Raw genomic sequence first — 17646 nt, forward strand, 5'->3', positions numbered from 1 at the left:
GGGCCGGCGCCGTGGGCGCCGCCTTCAGGTGCGGAAGGGGGCGGGGGAGAGGGCGCCCGGCTCACCGGTGCACCTTCAGCGCATCCGGATTGACGATGTTGGTGGGCTTGCCCGCCATGTAATTCAGGACGTTGTCGAAGGCGGCGTCGAAGTACATCTGGTAGCTGTCCTGCTCGACGTAGCCGATGTGCGGCGTGCACACCGCGTTCTCGAGCCGCAGCAGCGGATGGCCCTGCAGGATCGGCTCGGACTCGAACACGTCGACGGCCGCCATGCCGGGGCGGCCGCGGTTCAGGCCCGAGACCAGCGCGCCGTCCGCGACCAGCTCCGCGCGCGAGGTATTGACGAACAGCGAGGTCGGCTTCATCCGCGCCAGGTCCTCGCCGGTCACGATGCCGGTGGTCTCGTCCGACAGCCGCAGGTGCATCGACAGCACGTCGGCCTGCTCGAAGAAGGCTTCGCGGCTGTCGGCCGCCTGGTGGCCGTCGGCCTGGGCGCGCAGGCGGGAGGCTTCGCTGCCCCAGACCAGCACCTGCATGCCGAAGGCCTTGCCGTAGCCGGCGACCAGCTGGCCGATCTTGCCGTAGCCCCAGATGCCCAGCGTCTTGCCGCGCAGCACCATGCCCAGGCCGAAGTTGGGCGGCATCGAGCCCGATTTCAGTCCCGACTGCTGCCACACGCCGTGCTTGAGGGTGGCGATGTACTGCGGCAGGCGGCGCATCGCCGCCATGATCAGCGCCCAGGTCAGTTCGGCGGGGGCGATCGGCGAGCCGCCGCCTTCGGCCACAGCGATGCCCAGCCGCGTGCAGGCGTCCAGGTCGATGTGCTTGCCGACACGGCCGGTCTGCGAGATCAGCTTCAGCTTGGGCAGCTTTTCCAGCAATTGCCGCGAGAAGTGGGTGCGTTCGCGGATCGTTACCAGAACTTCCGCATCCCGCAGCCGGATCGACAGTTGGCCGATCCCCTTGACGGTGTTGGTGAAGACCTTGGCGTTCAGCGCGTCCAGCTTGGCGGCGCAAGGCAGCTTGCGCACGGCGTCCTGGTAGTCGTCGAGGATGATGATGTTCATAGGCGTGCGGGCACCGATCCTACTCGCCTGAAACGGCCGGCCCAAGGCCATTGGGCGAGCGTCGTGCAACAGATCGGAACAGGCACTAGCATCGCGCCCGCTTCGCATCCCAACCCCCAGAGACGAGGAGATCTCCATGGACATGTACGCCGCCACCGTGCCGGTGTTCGATCGCATGCTGGCCAACATGCAGACCTGGATCCGCACCGCGCGTGATCACGCCATTGCCAAGGGCTTCGACGAGTCGGTCTATCTGACCCTGCGGCTGGCGCCCGACATGCTGCCGCTGCCGCGTCAGGTCCAGATCGCCAGCGACGCCGCCAAGAGCGGCGCGGCGCGCCTGGCCGGCATCGAGGTGCCGAGCTGGCCGGACACCGAGGCCTCGCTGGAAGAGCTGCTCCAGCGCATCCAGAAGACCCGGGACTTCCTCAAGACCGTCAGCGCGGAGCAGATCAACGGGTCCGAGACGCGTGCGGTCAGCGTGCCGCGCCGGGACAAGGAGCCGCTGCAGTTCCAGGGCCAGGACTTCGCGCGCTTCTTCAACCTGCCCAACTTCTATTTCCACGCCACGACGCTGTACGCCTTGCTGCGCCATGCCGGCGTGCCGCTGGGGAAGATGGATTTCCTCGGGCAGCCGAAGTAAGCCGAGTAAGGGCCGGCGGCGTGGGCGCTAAGGTCAGCCCAGGAGCCGCCGCAGCAGGCTCTTGCTCTGCGCCAGCTGGCGGTTGAGCGTGATCAGCCGGGCTTCGGCCTCCGCCTGATCGATCTCCCGCGCCACTTCTGTATAGATCGCGGTTCGCAGGTGCCACAGGTCCTGCGGATGTCGCGCATGGACGATATGGCGGAGCAGGGCAGTCACCCGCTCCCGCGCTTCGCCATCGTCCTCGTCGGCCAGGTCCGCGACGCTGGCCCGGAAGGCCGCCCGCAGCTTGGCCATCGCCCGGGCGCTCGCCCGGGGCCGCTGGCCGTCGCCGGGCCAGAGCCGCATCAGGCTCTGGAAGATCGAGTCCCCACCGCGCCGACGTGTCGGCGCATCGTTCATCGCCGCACCGCCGGTGCCGCCCAGGCGGCTGGCCGGCGCCAGCCAGCTCCGGTCGTCCGCGGCCCGCGTCTCCAGGTCGTCGAGCTCGACGGCTCGCGCCTCGTCGACGATCTCATCCCAACCCGACTGGCTCCGTATCGCCTTCATGGTGCGTTCTTCTTGGTGTGGTGGATCGAACGCGCGTCCCTCGACGTCCCTTTCCGGGCCTGCTCATCGCGCGGCGTCCCGGCTTCGAGGCCGCGATCGCGAGGCGATTGTGGAAGTCGGCCTTGTCCCCCGAAGCCTGGATAAGGCGGTGACGCGGCCTGCAAATCGTGCTCAAGTTCTCGCTCCGGCGGCCGATAACGGGCCAGATGGGCGGGTCGCCGGTGTCCGCGACGCGCCCAGGGCGGGAACTCCCAGGCAGGGAAATGGACGGTGGGCACCGTCCATTTGCCGGGATTCCCCCGGGAACGCGCGGACACAATCCGTACAGGCGGCCCCAGGGCCCGCGCCGGCTCGTCCGGTCGTGCCCGCCGGGTCGTCCCACCGTGCCCCGAAAGCCCGAACCCATGGACATCGCCCGCCCCAGCATGCCGAACTTGAGCGTTCCCGCCCACCTGGCCCAGGAATGGGAGCAGCTGCTGACCCGCGCCCGCGAGGGCTCGCTCCCGTTGCCGGAGCTGATGGACCGCGGCAACTTCCTTCAGACCCAGAACCTGGGCGACGCCGCCGCGCATCTGTATGAGACCTGGCTGGCGCATGAGGGTCAGCCGCCGGCGGCCCGCCTGGTCGCGCTCTACAACTGGGGCACCGTGCTGGGCAACATTCAGCAGCATGAGCGCGCCGAGCAGGTCTATCGCCAGGCGCTGGCGATCAGCCCCGGCTTCGCCCAGGCCCGCCTGAACCTGGGCCATCAGCTGGAGCACCTGGGCCGCGTCGACGAGGCGCTGGCCGCCTGGCAGGCGGTCCACGACGCCACCGGTCCGATGGAGGCCCTGGGCGCGGACACCGACGGCCTGCGCACCCACGCCTTCAACAACGCCGCCCGGCTGCTCGAACTGCAGCGGCGCTATGAGGAGTCCGAGGCGCTGATGGTCCGCAGCCTCACCCTCAATCCCGACCAGACGGACGTGATGCAGCATTACGTCCACATCCGCCAGAAGCAGTGCAAGTGGCCGGTCTACCAGCCCTTCGGCGAGGTGACCCACAACAAGCTGCTGATCGCGACCTCGCTGCTGGCCACGCTGAGCGCCACCGACGACCCCGCGTTGCAGATGGGCGCCGCCCAGCGCTTCGTCCATGAAAAGGTGACCCGGCAGAAGGAAGCGCTCTGGAAGCACCCGGTCTCGGTCGCCGCCCGCCAGCAGGGCAGGATCAAGATCGGCTACCTGTCCGGCGACCTGTGCATGCATGCGGTGGGCCTGCTCACCGCCGAGCTCTACGCGCTGCACGACCGCGAGAAATTCGAGATCCATGCCTTCGACTGGAGCCGCGAGGACGGCACCGCGCTGCGCAAGCGGCTGCTGATGTCGATGGACAAGGTCTGGCGCCTCAATGCGATGGACGACGCCACCGCCGCCAAGCTGATCGCCCAGGCCGGCATCGACGTGCTGGTCGACCTCCAGGGCCTGACCAGCGGCGCGCGGCCCAACATCCTGGCGCATCGCCCGGCGCCGGTGCAGGTCAGCTACCTGGGCCTGCCGGCCACCTCGCTGCTGCCGGGCGTGGACTGGATCATCGCGGACCGCTTCGTGATGCCGCCCGAGTACTTGCCGTACTGCTCCGAAAAGCCCATCTACCTGCCGCACTGCTACCAGGTCAGCGACCGCCAGCGCGAGGTCGGCGCCGATCCGACCCGCGCCCAGTACGAGCTGCCGGACGACGCCTTCGTCTTCTGCTCCTTCAACAACAACCACAAGATGAACGCCGAGATGTTCGGCGCCTGGATGCGCATCCTGCACGGCGTGCCGAATTCGGTCCTGTGGCTGCTGGCGGACAACGAGTGGGCCAAGGCCAACCTGCGACGCGAGGCGCAGGCCGCCGGCATCGACGCGTCGCGGCTGATCTTCGCGCCGCGCGTGGCGCCGCCCGACTACCTGGCCCGCTTCCAGCTGCCGGACCTGGTGCTGGACACCTTCCCGTACAACGCCGGCACCACCGCCAGCGACTGCCTGTGGATGGGCACGCCTATCCTGACGCGCTCCGGCCGCAGCTACATCTCCCGCATGTGCGGCAGTCTGCTGACCGCCGTCGGCCTGCCGGACCTGATCACTTTCTCCCTGGACGAGTATGTCGAGCGCGCCATCCAGATCGGCCTGAATCCGGGCCGGGCGCGCTCCTACAAGCGCTACCTGCGCGACGAAGGCCGCAACAGCGCACTTTTCGACATGCCGGCGATCGTGCGTGACATCGAGCGCGAATTCGAGCAATTGGCCCTCGCCCATCGCGCGTGAAGTGACGAAGATTCGATAAATGAACCGGCCGCACGACCCCTTCTTCGACGGTGACCAGCGCGCCCGCCGCCCCGGCCTGCGCCTGGCGGCCGAGGACGGCCAGCGCGCGCCCGGCATGCCCGACGAGCCGCAGGACCCGCTCGCGGACCTGGCGCAGCAGCCGGCGATCGACCCGCGGCTGCAGTGCCTGGCCTGGCTGACGCAGCATCACGGGCGTGGGCGCTCGGCCGAATCGCTGCGCGCCGGCGCGCCGGTCGACGGCGCGATCAGCCCCGACCAGGCGATCCGCCTGATGCGCGAGGCCGGCTACAACGCCGGGCTGCTGCGCAAGGGCATCGAGGAGATCCACCAGCTGCTGCTGCCCGCGGTGCTGCTGCTCAACGGCGGCGACGCCTGCGTGCTGGTGCGCCGCCTGGACGACGATGCCGCCGGCGGCGTGCGCTACGAGGTCGTCTTCCCCGGCCCGGAGGCGGCCAGCTGCGTCGCCCCGGCCGCCGAGCTGGACCAGGAGTACAGCGGCTTCATCCTGGCGGTCACGCCGCAGGAGGTGTCCCAGGCCAAGCCGATCGCCGGCCCCCAGGAAGAGGCGCCGCTGCTGCAGGCCGATTCGCACTGGCTGTTCGGCACGCTCAAGCGCTTCATTCCCTATTACCGCTCGGCCATGCTGGCCGCGCTGCTGAGCAATGTGCTGATGATGGTGTCGGGCCTGGTGACCTCGGTCATCTACGACAAGGTCATTCCGCACCAGGCCTTCGTCACGCTGTGGACGCTGGCGGTCGGCGCCGGCCTGGCGCTGGTCTTCGACCTGTTCGCCCGCCAGCTGCGCGCCCACCTGATCGACCTGGCCGGCCGCAAGACCGACCTGATCGTCGGCGCCAAGCTGTTCCGCCAGACGCTGGGCGTGCGGATGGAGCATCGTCCCGCGTCCGCCGGCTCCTATGCGCATTACCTGGCCCAGGTCGAGGTGGTGCGCGACTTCTTCACCTCGGCCACGATGTCGGTCCTGACCGACCTGCCGTTCGTGATCCTGTTCGTCGCGATGACCTTCATCATCGGCGGCCCGCTGGGGTGGGTGCTGATGATCGCGATCCCGCTGATGCTCCTGATGAGCTTCGGCATCCAGGGTTACCTGCGCCGCGCGATGCGCACCAACATGACCGAGTCGGCCGACCTGCACGGCACGCTGGTCGAGGCGCTGGAAGGCCTGGAGGACCTCAAGACCACCGGCGCCGAGGGCCGCTTCCTGCGCCGCTACGAGCACAGCACCGCGATCGTCGCCGAGTCGGCGCTCAAGGCCCGCACGATGGCCAGCTGGAGCATGAACATCTCGATGACCATGCAGCAGGCGATCAACCTGGTGATGCTGGTCTGGGGCGTCTACCTGATCAACGAGAGCGTCATCAGCGCCGGCGCGCTGATCGGTGCCGTCATGTTCGCCGGTCGCGCCACGGTGCCGCTGAACAGCCTGGTGAGCCTGGCCACCCGCTACCAGGGCGCGCGCGCGGCGATGCTGTCGCTGAACTCGGTGATGAGCGCACCGGTGGAGCGCGACTCCACCCGCAACTACGTCCCGCTGAACCAGATCACCGGCCGCATCGGCCTGAACGACATCGGCTTCTCCTACCCGGCGCAGGGCGATGCGCAGTCGCCCAAGGTGCTGCGCAACGTCACGATGCGGGTGCAGCCGGGCGAGCGGATCGCGATCCTGGGCCGCATCGGCAGCGGCAAGTCCACCGTGCTGCGGATGCTGGCCGGCCTGTACCAGCCGACCGAGGGCCATGTCGAGATCGACGGCATCGACCTGCGCCAGGTCGACCCGGCGGAGTTCCGCGGCAAGGTCGGCTTCGTGTCGCAGGAGCCGCGGCTCTTCCACGGCACGCTGCGCGACAACGTGCTGATGGGCCGTCATGTCGATGCCCAGCGCCTGGTCGAGGTCGCCAAGCTGACCGGCCTGGACCGCGTCGTCGCCGGCCATCCGATGGGCTGGGACCTGCCGGTCGGCGAGATGGGCTCGCTGCTCTCCGGCGGCCAGCGCCAGCTGGTGGCCCTGGCGCGCAGCCTGGTCACCCGGCCGCAGATCCTGCTGATGGACGAGCCCACCAGCTCGATGGATGCGCAGTCCGAGATCGCCTTCCTGCGCCAGCTGCGCGATGCGGCCGGCAACTGCACGCTGATCATGGTCACCCACCGTCCGGCGGTGCTGGAGCTGGTCTCGCGCATCGTCGTCGTCGACAGCGGCCGCCTGGTCATGGACGGTCCGCGCGACCAGGTCCTGGCCGCACTGTCCGGCGCCCGCCCGCCGGGCCAGTCCCAGCAGCAACAGCCGCAACCGGGCCAGGCCGCGCCGGCCGCGCCGGTCCATGTGCATCCGGCCGCGCAGGCCGTGAACCGCGCCGCGTCGGTTTGACGCCGGCCGAGAGATCGCCCCCATGTCGCAGTCCCGCACCCTCAGCCGCGAAGAAGGCCTGTTCGTCGGCAGCGTCCAGTCGGCGCTGATCGACGAGCCGCTGCCGCGTGCCGTCTGGGCCCTGTACCTGCTGGCCGCCGTGCTGCTGGTGGGGCTGGTCTGGTCCTCGATCGCCACCGTCGACGAGGTGACCCGCAGCGATGCCCGCATCGTGCCCGACGGCAAGGAGCAGGTGATCGCCAGCCTGGAGTCCGGCACGCTGGGCAAGCTGCTGGTCCACGAGGGCGAGGAAGTGGAGGCCGGCCAGGCGCTGGCCGAGCTCGATCCCACCCGCGCCGAGGCGGCCGAGAACGAGAGCCAGGCCAAGCGCCTGGGGCTGATGGCGCAGGTCGCGCGGCTGCGCGCGGAGGCGCTGGGCGTGCCGCTGAAGTTCCCGGACGAGGTCAAGGGCGTGCAGCGCCTGGTCGACAGCGAGAGCGAGGTCTTCGATACCCGCCGCCGCGTGCTCGACGAGGCCACGTCCAGCATCAACCGCAGCATCGGTCTGCTTGCCGCCGAGCAGAAGATGGCGCAGGACATGGCGTCCAAGGGCCTGATGTCCAACGTCGAGGTCATGCGCGTCACGCGCCAAGTCAACGAACTCCAGCAGCAGCGCAACGAGCGCATCAGCCGTTTCCGTCAGGACGCCAGCACCGAGCTGTCCAAGGCGCAGACCGACCTGGCGCAGCTTGACGAGCAACTGGTCGTGCGCCGCGACGCGGTCACGCGCTCGGTGCTGAAGTCGCCGGTCAAGGGCCTGGTCAAGAACATCAAGATGAACACCGTCGGCGGGGTGATCACCTCGGGCTCGCCGATCATGGAGATCGTGCCCATCGGCCCCCGCATCCTGGTCGAGGCCCGCATCAAGCCCAAGGACATCGGCTATGTCCAGGTGGGGCAGACCGCCATCGTCAAGCTCAACGGCTACGACTTCAACGTCAACGGCGGCCTGCACGGCAAGATCGAGTACGTCAGCCCCGACGCCCTGGGCGAGACCGAGAAGAACAACGAAGGCACCTACTACCGGGTGCTGATCACCGCCGAGCACAACACTCTGCGCGCCAAGGGCGAGCCGCTGCCGGTCATCCCCGGCATGACCGCGATGGTGGACATCCGCACCGGCGAGCGCTCCGTGCTCAGCTATCTGCTGCGGCCGATGCTGAAGTCCAAGGAAGCGCTCAGGGAACGCTGATTCCACCTGCGCCTACGGCGCGTGGGTCCGCCCGGGGCATGGCGCCGTCGGCCCTGCGGCCCTCCAGCGCTCTCCGGCGTCGCTCAGTCCACCGGACTGAGCTCGGTCCGGCTCGCCCCCGGCGTCAAGCGCCGAAACCCCAAGCCCCATGCAGACTCGCCATCACCAAGGCCTCAGGGCCTTGGGCATGCGGGTGGACTGCGGCGGATGCTTTCTGGCGGGCGTTTCATTTGTAAGCCTCGTCTGAAGGTCACGAACAGGCCGGTTGCGCGCCGCTTATCCAGGCTTCGATTTCCCGCCGGGATGGTCCAGTAGAGGCCATGGGAAATTGCTTGCAGTACGCGTGACCATGATCGATTCGACTCCGCGCCGGAGCCTGCGGCGCACCTCCACCTTCCGCCTGACCGCCAGCGCGGCCGTCGTCCTGACGGCGCTCGCCGGCTTCAGCGCGCCCGTGCGGGCGCAGGACCCGCCGCCCAGCCGTTGCTCGGACGAGCGCATGCTGCCGCCGGCGCAACTCTCGGCCAAGGACACCGCGCTGCTGGACGTCGGCGACGCCGACCCGCGCTCGCAACTGCAGGAGCTGGTCAACCGCGCGCTCAACCGCAGCAAGGCGCTGGGCGCGACCCGGCTGCTGACGCTGGCCGCGGAGGCCGACTACCAGGAAGCCAAGGCGCAGCGCCTGCCCACGGTGACGATGGGCCTGTCGGCCGCTCACACCGGCACCGTCCTGCCGGGCGATGGCCCGGGCAATCACTCGAGCGGCGTGCAGGGCCGGGGCTCTCTGAGCGTCACCGCGCCGATCTATGACTCGGGCCGGATCACCAAGCTGACCGAATGGAAGTCGCAGCTGCTCGAGGCGGCGCGCTTCGGGCAGTCGAGCGCCGAGGAGCAGGTCGCGCTGCAGACGGTGTCGCTGGCGCTGGACCGCGGCCGCTACCAGCTGCAGGCGCAGGTCTACAGCCAGTACGTGCGCAAGATGGCCTGCCTGGTGGAGGCGTTGGACATCATCACCAAGGCCGACCGTGGTCGCGCCAGCGAACTGGTGCAGGCGCAGAAGAGCCTGCAGCAGGCCGACCTGTCCTATGAACAGACCACCTCGGCGCTGCGCCAGACCGAGGTGCGGCTCAAGCGCTTCGTCGGCGACGAGCTGCCGCGCGGCGCGGCGATGAGCGCGGTGCTGGCGCGCCTGCCCGACCTCAACGAGATGTTGGCCGACGTGATGGTGTCGCCCGACGTGGCGGCCGCCTCGGCGCAGGCGCAGGCGCAGCGCAGCTATGCGGAATCGGTGCGCGCCGGGCAGCAGCCCAGCGTGAGCCTGCTGGTCTCCGGCAACACGACGGTGGGCCAGGCCCGCCAGACCGACTGGATCGGCGGCGTGACGGTCAACATCCCGATCGTGCAGCCGGGTGCCGACTCGGCGCTGACCTCGGCGCGCCGGCGGGCCCAGGCGGCCTCGTTGCAACGCGACGAGACCATCGAGGCCAAGCGCTATCGCGTGCAGGAGATGTACGAGGCGGCGTCCTCGTCGCTGGACCGCTCGCGGCGGCTGGTCGACATCCTGCGCAACAGCGAGCGCGTCCGCGGCTTCACGCTGCAGCAGTGGCAGCAGCTCGGCAAGCGCTCGCTGTTCGACGTGATGGCGGCGGAAGGCGACTACTACTCGATGCGGGTCGCCCATGTGAACGCGTTGTACGACGCGCAGCAGGTGGTGGCGATCATCTGGTCGCAGGGGCGGGGTGTCGTGACGCCGTTGCGCTGAGCGCTCCTCACGATCCTTGATTGAAGCTAGGCGGTGGCGTGTATTTATAGATATGTACAAAATCGCCGATTTTGTACTAATCTACATGCATGCCTAAGACAGCGCGTGCACTTCTCCAACTCCCCCCTGCCACACTCGGTGCGCTCGAGAAACTTGGCGCCGATCTTGCCGTCGCGCGGTTGCGCCGCAAGGAGTCGCTGAGATCCTGGGCGCAGCGCCTGGGTACCACGGTGCCCACGCTGCGCCGGCTGGAATCGGGCGACCCGTCGATCAGCATCGGCATCATCGCCAGCGCGTTGTGGCTCATCCAGCGCGACGGCGAGCTGGGCAATCTCGCAGCCCCCGAACACGACCGCGGCGCCCTGGAACTGGACGTCCGTGAGGCGGTCGAACTCGGCCGCGCACGCGCGCTGGCCGCGGCGCAGGATCGCCTGCGTTCATCGCAGGACGAGGAGTGACATGCGCTGGGACGACTTGCATCTCTGGTATCTGGGCGACCCTTCGACGCCTGCGTATGTGGGCGCGCTCAGGCTGGTCGCGAACGGCAAGGGCGTGTCGTTGCGATATGGCGCTTCCTGGCTGGCTGACGGCTTCGCATTGAGCGAGGATCTGCCGCTCAGGGACATCGAGTTCCTGCCACCCGGCCGGTTGGCGGGCGACAGCCAGCGTGCGGTCGGCGCCGTCGATGACGCGCGGCCGGACCGCTGGGGCGAGAAGGTCATCCGATTCGCCGACAGGCCCAAACGCCTGTCGCTGATGGAGTTCCTGTACTACGCCGGCGACGACCGATTCGGCGCGCTCGGGGTGTCGGCGTCGGCGACCGCGTATGAACCCCGGCCGGGTGGCCCACTGCCTCGCCTGGACGACGTCCAGGCGCTCAGCGAGGTGGTGGCGAAGATCGAGGGCTCCGAACCGCTCAGCGCGATCGAGGCGAGGCTCATCGCCGGCGGTGGCAGTCCGCTGGGCGGTGCGAAGCCGAAGGCGCTCATCGACATCGGCGGCGAACAATGGGTGATCAAGTTCTACAGCGGGGAGCCTGTCGACTCGCCCCTGGTCGAGCACGCGACGATGACGCTGGCCGCGCGTGCGGGCATCACGGTGGCCGAGACGCGGATCGTTCCGTTGGCCGGGGCCAGCGCGATCGCCATCCGGCGCTTCGACCGAAGGGACGGTCGACGCATTCACAGCCTGTCCGCGGGAACGGCCATTCGTGCGGCCACGCCCTCCGGCATGGAACCTGAGATGGGCTATCCCGAGTTGGCGCGACTGCTTCGTCGCATCGGGCTGGCGCGGGACGGCATCAACCAGCAGGACGCGCGTGAGCTGTTCCGCCGCATGGTGTTCAACATCCTGGTGGACAACACGGACGACCATGAGAAGAACCATGCGCTGCTGGTCGTGAGCCCGCATGAGCACGGGCGCCTGCGGCTGGCGCCGGCGTATGACCTGTTGCCGACCCACTCGGGGCAGGGCTATCAGGAGTTCGTCTGCGGCGCTCGGGGCCAGGAGTCAAGCCTGGAGAACGCCATGTCGCAGTGCGAGGCGTTTGGCCTGCAACCGGAGGAGGCTGCGGGAGAAGTGGTTGCGGTCATCGAGGTCGTGAACGGCTGGCGGCAACACTTCGCCGAGGTCGGCGTGACGGTTCGCGACATCGACCTGCTGGCCGAAAGCGTCGACGGCGAGGCCCTGCGGACGCAGCGCGACCGTTTCGACCCGAGCCGCCACGCGTCGCCAGCGCGCCGAGCTCGCCGGCCAAGTCCCTTCCGGCGCGCCTGAGCCTTCCGATGCCCCAAAGAAAAAACCGCCCCGAGGGGCGGTTTTCGCATCAGCCGAGGCCGATTACTTGCGCAGGGCGCGGCGGCGCTGGGCGAAGCCCAGGCCAGCCAGGGCCAAGCCGGCCAGGGCCAGGGAGCCCGGTTCCGGCACGTTGATCACCAGCGAGCCGTCCAGCGTCGACTGACGGATCAGGCCGCCGCTCGCGGCCCACAGCTGGTTCGGGGTCGGGATCGGGGGATCGACGTTGGTGTCGAGCACCCAGCTCACCGAGATGTTGTTGTTCAGCCAGTTGCTGTACAGCGAGCCCAGGCCATCACCGGAGTTGAAGAAGTTCTGGACGAAGGGGTCGCTGCCGTTTTCGCTGTAGTCGACGTAGCCGCTGACATTCAGGTTGGTCAGCTGGATGTCCGAACCGGTGACGATCAGGCGCAGGACTTCCTTGCCGTCGTTCGGGTCGGTCGCCGCGCTTTGATAGAACACCTTGAACGTGCCGCTGTTGTAACGGACGTAGTCGGAGACGCCGTCGCCGTCGCCGTCGACGGTCACGCCGCGGATCTCGTACTCGTAGGTCAGGCCCCAGGCGCCGCCCAGGCCGCCGACGTTGCCAAAGCCGTAGGCCGGGAAGCCCACGCCGCCGACGAAGCCGTTCAGATCGAGCGGGTTCTGCGGATTGTTCAGCGAGTCGATGTTGGTCTGCGCCGGCGCGTTCGGGTAGCTGAACGAGGCGGTGCCGCCGCTCAGCGTCGGCTTGGTGCCAGCGCTGAAGCCGTAGCTGTTCATCACCAACGGAATGTTGGTATCCACCACCTGAGTTCCAGGGGTGGCGGGCGAGCCCAGGTAGATCGAGGTCGCCAGCGTGCCGCTGTAACCCAGTTGGTCGAACACAGTGGTGTTCGTCGAGCCGTTGGGGACGGGTTCGCCGAGGAAGTCCTGGCCGGTGTTGATGTACAGCGGGGCCGCCATCGCCGGCAACGTCGCAGCGGCCAGCGCGGTGGCGGCCAGTGCGAGCTTTGCTTGCTTGAACATGTGTCTCTCCTTGAGGATGCGTCTTGCCAGATGCACGTTAGGAAGCGGCACGTGCCGGCTTCTTGCCGGGGATCAAAGCGAGGACCGTGCCAGCCCACTTTCATCCTTGTGAATCAACAACTTGACAATCGGATGCGGGAATCTTCAGCCCTTGCTGTCAAGTTTTTCGACAGCGGTCCGGCCCACATTCCGGGGGGTGTCGAGGGTCCTGGTGGCCCGCGGGACAGGCGCGCGGGACCGACGGCGGTCGCGGCGCCCGTCCCGCATTTCCGCCGATTGCCGTCATGACGGCGGGCGCATACTCGGCGGCTGTGCCCCGAAGACCGGTCCCGCGAACCGGCGGTGGTGCGATTCGAATACAGGGAGACCCCATGAGCCGCGACATCCCCTCCGGTTTTGCCTTCGATTACGACCGCGCGTTCTCGCGCAATATCGGCTGGGTCACCCGGGATGAGCAGCAACGGCTGCGCCGCGCTCGCGTCGCGGTGGCGGGATTGGGCGGCGTTGGCGGCGCCCATGTGCTGACCTTGTCGCGATTGGGGATCGCCAACTTCAATATCGCCGACTTCGATGAATTCGATGTCCACAACATGAATCGGCAGGCCGCCGCCTTCATGTCGTCGATGGGCCGGCCCAAGATCGAGGTCGTCGCCGAAATGGCCCGCGACATCAATCCGGAAAGCGATATCCGCCTGTTTCGCGAAGGGGTCACCGACGCCAACCTCGATGAATTCCTGAAGGACGTCGACGTGTATGTCGACAGCCTCGACTTCTTCGTGCTGGAGGTGCGCCGCAAGGTGTTTCGCCGCTGCCGCGAACTGGGTATTCCCGCGATGACCGCCGCGCCTCTGGGCATGGGCACCGCCTTCCTCTACTTCAGCCCCACCGGGATGAGTTTCGAGGACTATTTCCAGGTCGAGGGCGTGGCCCACGAGGATCAATATGCGCGCTTCATCGCCGGGGTATCGCCGGCCATGCTCAGCCGGCAGTATCTGGTGGACCCCGAGGCGGTGAACTTCAAGGAAAGGCGCGGTCCCTCCACCGGCATGGCCTGCGAGTTGTGCGCCGGCGTCATGGGCACGAATGTGCTGAAGCTGCTGCTGAATCGCGGCCCCTTGCGCGCGGCGCCCTGGGGCATGCATTTCGATGCCTATCGCGGCACGCTCAAGCACACCTGGCGGCCCGGCGGAAACTCCCATCCGCTGCAGCGCCTGTTGATCGCGCTGATCAAGCCGGTGCTGCGCGGGCGTTGAGCCGGGGGCTTTCCCGGAGGCCCCGCGCGGAGATGCGCGGAAATGTATCCAGGCTGTTTCAGGAGGGATTCGAACGCCCTTGGTAGGGGGGATTCGGGGCCGCCTCCGCTAGCACGGAATTCCGTCACGTCAGGAAGGGGGCGCCCTCAGTCCAGGGGGTTCCACACCCGGGCGCGCTGAGGTGCAATCCGGGCAGCTTCCTGCAGGGGTGGACATGTTGAAGAACACTGGACTGAAGATCGCTTCCATCAAGGCGGCACAGACCGCGCTGCTGGCCGTCGCCACGGTGCTGGCCGGGTGCTCGACGACCGGCGGCCTGCCGCCCGCGCCGGTGTCCGCCTCGCAGGCCGACTACAGCTACGTCGTCGGCGCCGGCGACAACCTCAACATCATCGTGTGGCGCAATCCGGAGCTGTCGCTGACGGTGCCGGTGCGCCCCGACGGCAAGATCGCGGCCCCGCTGATCGACGAACTGCCGGTGCAGGGCAAGAACTCGGTCGAGATCGCCCGCGACATCGAGAAGCAGCTCGGCAAGTATGTGCGCGACCCGGTCGTCACCGTGATCGTCACCAGCTTCATCGGCCCGTACAGCGAGCAGATCCGCGTCGTCGGCGAGGCCGCCAAGCCGCAGTTCCTGCCCTACAAGCAGAAGATGACGCTGCTGGACGTGATGATCGCCGTCGGCGGCCTGACCGACTTCGCGGCCGGCAACTCCGCCACCATCCTGCGCACCGCCGAGGGCAACAAGCAGTACTCGGTGCGGCTCAAGGACCTGATCCGTCGCGGCGACGTCTCCGCCAACGTCGAGATGCGTCCGGGCGACATCCTGATCATTCCGCAGAGCTTCTTCTGACCGCCGCCCGGCCGGTCCGCGCGCCCGCGGCGCGACGGCCCGGTCCGGCCCCGGCCAGTCCCGCCCGTTTCCCGAAGTACCGGCCCGTTCCCGACCGGGCCTCGACCGGCGTCGACGCCGGTGCAACAGAGATCGCCGCATGGATTCCCTCATCGCGCAATTGATGGCCGTCTTCAAGCGGATGTGGCGCTACCGCTGGCCGGGGCTGATCGCCGCCTGGCTGGTCGGCATCGCCGCCGCCATCGTCGTGTTCGTCGTGCCTGACCGCTACGAGGCCAGCGCGCGCGTGTACGTGGACACCCAGTCCATCCTCAAGCCGCTGATGTCCGGCATGGCCGTGCTGTCCAACACCGAGCAGCAGGTCAACATGCTCAGCCGCACGCTGATCAGCCGGCCTAATGTCGAGAAGCTGGTGCGCATGGCCGACCTGGACCTCAAGGCCACCAGCAAGTCCGACCAGGAGGCGCTGATCGAGCGCGTCACCCGCAACCTGTCGATCCAGACCGCCGGCAACTCGGCCAACAACCTCTACCTGCTGTCCTACCGCGACTCGTCGCCGGAGATCTCCAAGAAGGTCGTGGCCTCGCTGCTGTCGATCTTCATGGAGTCCAGCCTGGGCGCCAGCCGCAAGGACAGCACCACCGCCGCGGCCTTCCTGAACGAGCAGATCAAGACCTACGAGACCAAGCTCGAGGAGGCGGAGGCACGGCGCAAGGAATTCCGGCTGCGCAACCTGCAGCTGACGCAGGCCGACGGCAAGGACGCGGCCTCGCGCCTGGCCGAGGCCAGCAACCAGCTCGAGGCCGCCCGGCTGCAGCTGCGCGAGGCGATGAACGCCCGCGACGCCGCCCGGCTGCAGATCGAGACCGAGCGCAAGCGCAGCCAGCCCGGCACCAGCCTGCAGAGCCTGATGCAGGAGAGCTCGCAGAAGTTCGCGACGCCCGAGCTGGACAACCGCATCGCCGAACTCAAGCGCGGCCTGGACCAGCTGCAGCAGCGCTACACCGACCAGCACCCGGACATCGTCAACATCAAGCGCCAGATCCGCGACCTGGAAGAGCAGCGCAAGAAGGAAGTGGCCGACCTGCAGAAGGCCGCGCTCGCCAATCCAGTGCCCACCGGCGGCCCCAACGACAGCCTGGCCAACCAGGAGCTGGCCCGCATCCTGGCGGCCAAGGAAGTCGAGGTGGCCCAGATCCGCGCCCGCGTCGACGAGTACGGCGCGCGCTACGCCTCCGCGCAGGGCGCGATCAAGCTGGCGCCGCAGCTCGAGGCCGAGTTCGCCCAGCTCAACCGCGACTACGACATCATCAAGAAGAACTACCAGGAGATGGTCGAGCGCCGCGAGTCCGCCTCGCTGTCGACCGACCTGGACAACACCTCGGGCGTCGCCGACTTCCGCATCATCGATCCGCCGCGCGCCTCGCCCAAGCCGGTGGCGCCGAACCGGCTGATGCTGCTGGCCGCCGGCATGGTGGTGGCGCTGGGCGCCGGCCTGGTCACCGCCTTCGCGGCCAGCCAGATCCGCCCGGTGTTCCACGACCTCAATGAACTGCGCCACCGCCTGGAGCTGCCGATCCTGGGCGCCGTCTCTCGCCAGGAGACGCCGGAGGACCGGCGCCGCGTCAAGGTGGACCTGCTGCGCTTCGGCGTCGCGTCGGGCAGCCTGGTCAGCCTGTACGCCGTGGGCCTGATCGGCATGGCCATCTGGATCAGCCGCCAGGCCGGGTGAGGGGAGCTTTCGCATGACGAGCCTGATCGAACAAGCCGCGCAGCGGCTGGAGCAACTCAAGCAGGCCGGCGTCGACGTCGGCCTGGCCACCGCGGCCGCGCCGGCGGCGACGCCCGCGCCGACACCCGTGGCGGTGCCGACCCTGGCGCCGACCGTGACGCCGATCGCCGCCCCGGCGGTGATCCGCTCCCCCGGCGACATGACCTCCAAGCGGGTCGACCTCGACCTGGACGCGCTCGCGGCGCAGGGCTTCCTGACGCCGAACGCGCCGCGCACGGTGATGGCGGACCAGTACCGCAACATCAAGCGCCCGCTGATCCGCAACGCGATGAACAAGGGCGCCTCGACCCTGAATCACGCCAACCTGATCATGGTGACGAGCGCGCTGCCCGGCGAGGGCAAGAGCTTCACCTCGCTGAACCTGGCCATGTCGATCGCGGCCGAGTTCGACAACACCGTGATGCTGGTCGATGCCGACGTCGCCCGCCCGTCGATGCTGCGCATGCTGGGCCTGCCGCCCGGTCCCGGCCTGCTGGACGTGCTGGAGAAGGAGGCCGACATGGCCAGCGTCCTGCTCAAGACCAACGTCGACAAGCTGACCCTGCTGCCCAGCGGCCGCCCGCATGCCCGCGCCACCGAGCTGCTGGCCAGCGACGCGATGAGCGCGCTGCTGGACGACATGGCCAAGCGCTATCCGGACCGGATCATCATCTTCGACAGCCCGCCGCTGCTGCTGACCACCGAGTCGCGGGTGCTGGCCACGCACATGGGCCAGGTGGTGATCGTCGTGCAGGCCGAGCGCACGCCGCAGAGCGCGGTGCAGCAGGCCGTCGCGGCGATCGAGCACTGCCCGCTCAAGATGCTGCTGCTCAACCAGGCCAGCAACAAGCGCAGCAGCGGCTACGGCTATGGCTATGGCTACGGTTATGGCTACGGCTACGGCTACGGCCAAGCCGACGGCCAGGGCGACGCGCAGGCCCAGCCCGGCCGGGACCGGGCCTGACACGATGACGCGGGCCTTCGACCTCCGCCGCCGGCCGCTGTCCCGGGCCGCCCTGGC

At 68.6% G+C, this 17646-nt stretch carries 14 protein-coding genes; 11 read left to right on the plus strand and 3 right to left on the minus strand.

The window, feature by feature from the left end:
* Positions 1–61: 61 nt before the first annotated feature.
* Complete coding sequence (locus CS062_RS20560) at positions 62–1069, minus strand: D-2-hydroxyacid dehydrogenase family protein (protein WP_099863425.1); 1008 nt, start codon at positions 1067–1069, stop codon at positions 62–64.
* A 130-nt stretch (positions 1070–1199) separates the two neighbouring features.
* Between CS062_RS20560 and CS062_RS20565 the strand changes: the two genes are divergently transcribed.
* Complete coding sequence (locus CS062_RS20565; RefSeq protein WP_099863426.1) at positions 1200–1712, plus strand: DUF1993 domain-containing protein; 513 nt, start codon at positions 1200–1202, stop codon at positions 1710–1712.
* Between the two features lie 33 nt (positions 1713–1745).
* On the opposite strand, the gene CS062_RS20570 is transcribed toward CS062_RS20565, so the two are convergent.
* A complete protein-coding gene (locus tag CS062_RS20570; RefSeq protein WP_099863427.1) occupies positions 1746–2258 on the minus strand; it encodes a hypothetical protein in 513 nt (170 codons plus the stop codon).
* Positions 2259–2662: 404 nt separating this feature from the next.
* Between CS062_RS20570 and CS062_RS20575 the strand changes: the two genes are divergently transcribed.
* The 6 genes from CS062_RS20575 to CS062_RS20600 all read left to right on the plus strand — a co-directional run bounded on the left by CS062_RS20575 (position 2663) and on the right by CS062_RS20600 (position 11722).
* Positions 2663–4546, plus strand: coding sequence for an O-linked N-acetylglucosamine transferase, SPINDLY family protein (locus CS062_RS20575; RefSeq protein WP_233218177.1), 1884 nt, complete (start codon positions 2663–2665; stop codon positions 4544–4546).
* Positions 4547–4565: 19 nt separating this feature from the next.
* Positions 4566–6953: a type I secretion system permease/ATPase gene (locus CS062_RS20580; RefSeq protein WP_099863428.1), complete on the plus strand. Its 2388-nt coding sequence runs from the start codon at positions 4566–4568 to the stop codon at positions 6951–6953.
* Between the two features lie 22 nt (positions 6954–6975).
* Positions 6976–8184, plus strand: coding sequence for an HlyD family type I secretion periplasmic adaptor subunit (locus CS062_RS20585; protein ID WP_099863429.1), 1209 nt, complete (start codon positions 6976–6978; stop codon positions 8182–8184).
* A 349-nt stretch (positions 8185–8533) separates the two neighbouring features.
* Positions 8534–9946, plus strand: coding sequence for a TolC family protein (locus CS062_RS20590; protein ID WP_099863430.1), 1413 nt, complete (start codon positions 8534–8536; stop codon positions 9944–9946).
* An 89-nt stretch (positions 9947–10035) separates the two neighbouring features.
* Positions 10036–10404, plus strand: coding sequence for a DNA-binding protein (locus tag CS062_RS20595; protein WP_099863431.1), 369 nt, complete (start codon positions 10036–10038; stop codon positions 10402–10404).
* A gap of 1 nt (position 10405) precedes the next feature.
* Entirely contained in the window at positions 10406–11722 is a 1317-nt protein-coding gene (locus tag CS062_RS20600) for a type II toxin-antitoxin system HipA family toxin (RefSeq protein ID WP_099863432.1), read from the plus strand.
* Between the two features lie 63 nt (positions 11723–11785).
* On the opposite strand, the gene CS062_RS20605 is transcribed toward CS062_RS20600, so the two are convergent.
* Entirely contained in the window at positions 11786–12748 is a 963-nt protein-coding gene (locus CS062_RS20605; RefSeq protein ID WP_099863433.1) for a PEP-CTERM sorting domain-containing protein, read from the minus strand.
* A gap of 371 nt (positions 12749–13119) precedes the next feature.
* Between CS062_RS20605 and CS062_RS20610 the strand changes: the two genes are divergently transcribed.
* From CS062_RS20610 to CS062_RS20625, 4 genes are all read left to right on the plus strand, one after another.
* Complete coding sequence (locus CS062_RS20610) at positions 13120–14001, plus strand: ThiF family adenylyltransferase (RefSeq protein WP_099863434.1); 882 nt, start codon at positions 13120–13122, stop codon at positions 13999–14001.
* Positions 14002–14215: 214 nt separating this feature from the next.
* Positions 14216–14854, plus strand: coding sequence for an XrtA/PEP-CTERM system exopolysaccharide export protein (locus CS062_RS20615; RefSeq protein WP_099863435.1), 639 nt, complete (start codon positions 14216–14218; stop codon positions 14852–14854).
* Between the two features lie 139 nt (positions 14855–14993).
* Positions 14994–16586 carry an XrtA system polysaccharide chain length determinant gene (locus CS062_RS20620; RefSeq protein WP_099863436.1) on the plus strand — a complete coding sequence of 531 codons (1593 nt, stop codon included), beginning with the start codon at positions 14994–14996 and terminating at the stop codon, positions 16584–16586.
* 13 nt (positions 16587–16599) lie between these two features.
* Positions 16600–17589 carry an XrtA-associated tyrosine autokinase gene (locus tag CS062_RS20625; protein WP_099863437.1) on the plus strand — a complete coding sequence of 330 codons (990 nt, stop codon included), beginning with the start codon at positions 16600–16602 and terminating at the stop codon, positions 17587–17589.
* The last annotated feature ends 57 nt before the right edge of the window (positions 17590–17646 follow it).

The sequence above is a fragment of the Roseateles chitinivorans genome, assembly GCF_002761755.1.
GTDB lineage: Bacteria > Pseudomonadota > Gammaproteobacteria > Burkholderiales > Burkholderiaceae_C > Roseateles > Roseateles chitinivorans.